General features: G+C 59.4%; 4 protein-coding genes. 3 read left to right on the forward strand and 1 reads right to left on the reverse strand.

Going from position 1 to position 4,117, the window contains the following annotated elements; genetic code table 11:
* Nucleotides 1-642 precede the first annotated feature (642 nt).
* Nucleotides 643-1,035 carry a hypothetical protein gene (locus tag Q7S58_RS01965; RefSeq protein WP_304820251.1) on the reverse strand — a complete coding sequence of 131 codons (393 nt, stop codon included), beginning with the start codon at nt 1,033-1,035 and terminating at the stop codon, nt 643-645.
* 153 nt (nt 1,036-1,188) lie between these two features.
* On the opposite strand from Q7S58_RS01965, the gene Q7S58_RS01970 reads away from it, so the two are divergent.
* The 3 genes from Q7S58_RS01970 (at nt 1,189) to Q7S58_RS01980 (ending at nt 3,922) form a co-directional block, all read left to right on the forward strand.
* Complete coding sequence (locus tag Q7S58_RS01970; protein ID WP_304820253.1) at nt 1,189-1,695, forward strand: cupin domain-containing protein; 507 nt, start codon at nt 1,189-1,191, stop codon at nt 1,693-1,695.
* A gap of 97 nt (nt 1,696-1,792) precedes the next feature.
* Entirely contained in the window at nt 1,793-2,662 is an 870-nt protein-coding gene (locus Q7S58_RS01975; RefSeq protein WP_304820255.1) for an SMP-30/gluconolactonase/LRE family protein, read from the forward strand.
* 72 nt (nt 2,663-2,734) lie between these two features.
* A complete protein-coding gene (locus Q7S58_RS01980) occupies nt 2,735-3,922 on the forward strand; it encodes an acyl-CoA dehydrogenase family protein (protein WP_304820257.1) in 1,188 nt (395 codons plus the stop codon).
* The last annotated feature ends 195 nt before the right edge of the window (nt 3,923-4,117 follow it).

A 4,117-nucleotide genomic window follows, 5' to 3' on the forward strand; every position in this document is an offset into this window, starting at 1 on the left:
CCTAAGGGGTCGTATCTTTTGCCACCGTGCAGGAGATGCTTCCATTCGGACCCGGCGCCTGGGTACATGTGCACAGACACTCATTGATATCCGGCAATGGTGGTCCGTCGAGCTTTAGCGTAAGGAATTTCGGGACTCCGGCTGCTGCTCCAACGGGGAGGGTGGTTCCGTTAGCGGTGGGGTTAGGCACGCTACAGGATGCGCAGGCGCTGGCGTCACATCTGCTTCCTTTGGCTGCCTCCGGATCGTACGGGCCGAACACCTGATATCCGAAGCTATCCGAGCTGCCTTGCGTCGCGTCAGTTGAGATCGGGCAGGAGCAAATGATCTCATTATCCTGGAGCCGGCCAGCGAAGCCCGGGAATTTCTGACCCTTGCTGCTCTTGAAGCAAATCCCACCGTCGCATTGGCCAAAGGCTACCGGCGCGATCACCCCGCTTCCCGCGTCAGCCGATCCGGTGAGGAACTAAGCTTGTCCTAACTCAACGTTTCTTGTACCGACTGGCTGGTAGCCACGACTCTCGCTGCAGTCTTCGCCGCGTGAGTTGCCGTCGTCCTTTTCGCGATCGGCGCTCTACAGCTCGATCCTTCCAAAGCCGCAATAGCTTGTTCAAGATCCGAAGTCGCGGCGAGTGAATCGGCCTAACGCCAAAAGATGCCGCCGGCGATTTGAGGAAGATCGAGGACGCCCAGTTCGTTGCTATGAACGCTGTAGCAGGTTCCGCTCTGGCAGGCCGGGTTGGAGAAGCTGATCACACCGTCGTTGATGACGACCGGAAAGGCGCCGCCGAAACGCGGATCGCCGGCGATATGGATTTTGCCGCCGCTAAAGTGTACCCGGACCGTAATAAAGGAATTCTGAAACCGCGCGGCCGAGATGAAGGTTCCCGCCGCAGTCGCCTTCGGTTGGTTGAAAGCCACCAGGCCCAGGCCGATCCGGTTGCGTGAAAACAAGGCCAGGCCCTTGTTACGTTGATAGAAGGCATATCTGCCGACGATCGGACTTAAACTAAAGGCGCCTGCTGCGTTGATCATGACTGTGCAACAGCCGCATTTCCACTCGGCGGTCCGTTCCGCGCCGACGTAATGGTTTCTCTGCGACCGTTGGTGGATTCCATTTCCAATTTCAGCGGGAAAGCGCAAGTATCTTTTTTGACAAACAATCAAAGATGAGAGGGAGGGATGTCGATGGCACGCGAACCACGTCGAATCGTTACCGGTCATGACGCCGAGGGAAAATCCGTCATTGTAATCGATGGGCCAGCTACGCCATTTGGCGCCTACTGGCTGACCGCCGCCACTCCCGTGGACAACACCGGCTCTGCCGACGCGGGTCTGCAGGTGCGCACCCTCGAGCCCCCGGCCGCCGGCAGTATCTTTCGCTTCGCGGCGATCCCGCCCGAAGATCCCAAGGTATCGCGCGAGGAGCGCGAACGTCAGACCGCGAAGATGTTTGCGCAAATGGATGCCGCTCACTGCCGCCCGGACACCAGCCGCCATCCCGGCATGCACAAGACCCGCACTATCGACTACGTGGTGCTGCTCTCAGGCGAGGTCACGCTGCTCCTCGACAAAGGCGAAGTCGATCTCAAGCCGTTCGACGTAGTCGTGCAGCGCGGAACAAATCACGCATGGGTGAACAAGGGAAAGGAGCCGGCGTTGATCGCGGCGGTGCTGATCGACGCCAAAGCGTAGTGCCGAAGGTGAAAGTGAAGCGCGAACGCAAGCATACGGCGCTCACCGTGGTCCGAGCGGCCAAGGCGCGCGGAACAATGAATTGAGGGTGACAATCATGGCGATCACAATTGAAAAAATCGATGGCATCAAAAACAAGCTGGGCGAAGGCCCGGTCTGGGATGTTGCCGAAAAAGCGCTCTACTGGATCGACGGCCAGGCACCGGCCATCTATCGACTCGATCCAAAAAGCAACGACATCAAATCGTGGAAGATGCCGAAGCAAATCGGATCGTTCGCGCTGCGCGAAAAGGGCGGTGCCGTGTGCGCACTCTCCGACGGCTTCTATCTGTTCGATTTCGCATCGGGCAGTACCAAACAGATTGGAGATCCGGTCGCGAAGCCAGGCACAACCTTCAATGACGGCAAGACCGACGCGCGCGGCAGGTTTATTGCCGGCACCCTGGACGCCAAATTCGCGAATCCGGTCGGCTCGATCTTCAGTCTCGACGCATCGCTGAAGTGTTCGATGCTCGAACCCGCCATCGGATGCACCAATGGTCCGTGTTTCAGCCCTGACAACCGCACGTTTTATTGTGCCGACAGCGTGAGCCGGACTATCTCGGCCTACGACTACGATCTCGTGGCCGGCACGGTTTCCAACAAACGCCTGTTTGCGGCGCCCAAAGGTCTCGGCGGAGTTCCCGATGGCGCCACGGTGGACGCCGAAGGACATCTCTGGTCCGCTATCGCGGGCGGTGGAAAGATCGTCTGCTACAACCCCGACGGCTCGATTGCGCGGACCGTTGAGGTGCCGGTGCCGATCATCACCAGCGTGATGTTCGGCGGTGACAACCTGGACGTGATGTATGCGACCTCGATCGGCGAGAGGATCCTCGATATGGAACCCGGCGCCGACGGCGGCAGCCTGTTCGCGATCAAAGGGCTGGGTGTGAAGGGTAAACCCGAACCGCGCTTCGCCGGCTGATTGTCTGCATCGGCATCGGACGCTCACGGCAGCAGAAATTGTCGCTCGAAGTGGAGCAGAGGAACTTCCGGCATGGATTTCAAGTTCAGTGAAGCCGACGAGGCGTTTCGCCTGGAATTCAGGAGCTGGCTTGAAAAGAATATTCCTCGCGACTGGCGCGACGAGGACGAACTCGCCGACCCGGATACCAAGTCGGAGTTCGAGCGCCGCCGTACGTGGCATCGCAAACTCCACGACGGCGGCTGGATGTGTATCCACTGGCCGGCGGAGTATGGCGGCCGCGGTGCGACGCTGCTGCAACAGGTGATCTACAACCAGGAGATCGATCGCGCCAAAGCCCCGCCCACGGTCAACTTCCAGGGTATCGCGCGCGTAGGCCCCACCTTGATGCAGTGGGGAACCCCGGCGCAGAAAAAACGCTTCATCCCAAAAATTCCGTCGGCCGAGGAGATCTGGTGCCAGGGTCTATCGGAGCCCAACCACGGCTCCGACCTCGCCGCAGTCGAGACTCGCGCGATCGACAAGGGTGACTACTTCCTCGTCAACGGCTCCAAAGTCTGGACCTCCAACGCTCATCACGCCGACTTCTCCACTCTGCTCTGCCGCACCGATCCTGAACAGCCCAAGCACAAAGGGCTAAGTTATTTGCTGGTGAGCATGAAAAGTGCGGGCGTTACGGTGCGCCCACTCGTGCAGATCACCGGTGAGCACGGGTTCAACCAGGTATTTTTCGAGGATGTGCAGGTTCCCAAAGAGAATCTGGTCGGCAAGAAAAACGAGGGATGGCTGGTCGCGATCACCAACATGATGTTTGAGCGCACCATTCACGGCGGCCGCACCGACATGATGATCGAGGTGAAACAGCTCGCCACTCTGGCCGCGCGAGTGGAGCTTCGCGGCAGGCCCGCCATAATGGATTCTTACGTGCGCCAGCATCTTGCGAGCTTCGCCTGCGAAGCCGAGGCGCTGAAATATACGAGCTTTCGTCAGCTCACCCGCCAGCTACGCGGGCTGCCGCCGGGTCCCGAAGGCTCGGTGATGAAGCTGGGTACCACCGATCTGAATCTCAGGATCCAGAAGTTCGCGATGGAACTTCTGGGCGCCTACAGCCAGTTCGAATACCAGGCTGCGGGCGCGATCGATCGCGGCAAGTGGTCCCATCGGATGCTCGCGGCGCGGCGCGGCACGATCGCGGCTGGGACCAATGAGATACAGCACAACATTATCGGCGAGCGGGTGCTCGGTCTTCCGAAGGGCTGACTCAGCGCTACGCACGTCTGATAGTTCATGTAGGTGACGGCCACAGTAGGTTGCCAAAGCGAGGAGGATTCAGCCATGTCGCAAGACCATTCTCTTACCGATCTCGATTTCTTTGTGAGCGGCAACCCCGATCAAATCTGGCGGGAGCTGCGCGCCAATGATCCGGTTCACTGGACTGAAAGGAACGGCCGGACC

It is taken from the genome of Candidatus Binatus sp. (assembly GCF_030646925.1).
In the GTDB taxonomy this organism is placed as follows: Bacteria; Desulfobacterota; Binatia; order Binatales; family Binataceae; genus Binatus.

Bases quoted from the DNA above. Each gene is read 5' to 3' on its own strand.
- Q7S58_RS01965 (WP_304820251.1), bottom strand. From the start codon at position 1,035: ATGATCAACGCAGCAGGCGCCTTTAGTTTAAGTCCGATCGTCGGCAGA.
- Q7S58_RS01970 (WP_304820253.1), top strand. From the start codon at position 1,189: ATGGCACGCGAACCACGTCGAATCGTTACCGGTCATGACGCCGAGGGA.
- Q7S58_RS01975 (WP_304820255.1), top strand. From the start codon at position 1,793: ATGGCGATCACAATTGAAAAAATCGATGGCATCAAAAACAAGCTGGGC.
- Q7S58_RS01980 (WP_304820257.1), top strand. From the start codon at position 2,735: ATGGATTTCAAGTTCAGTGAAGCCGACGAGGCGTTTCGCCTGGAATTC.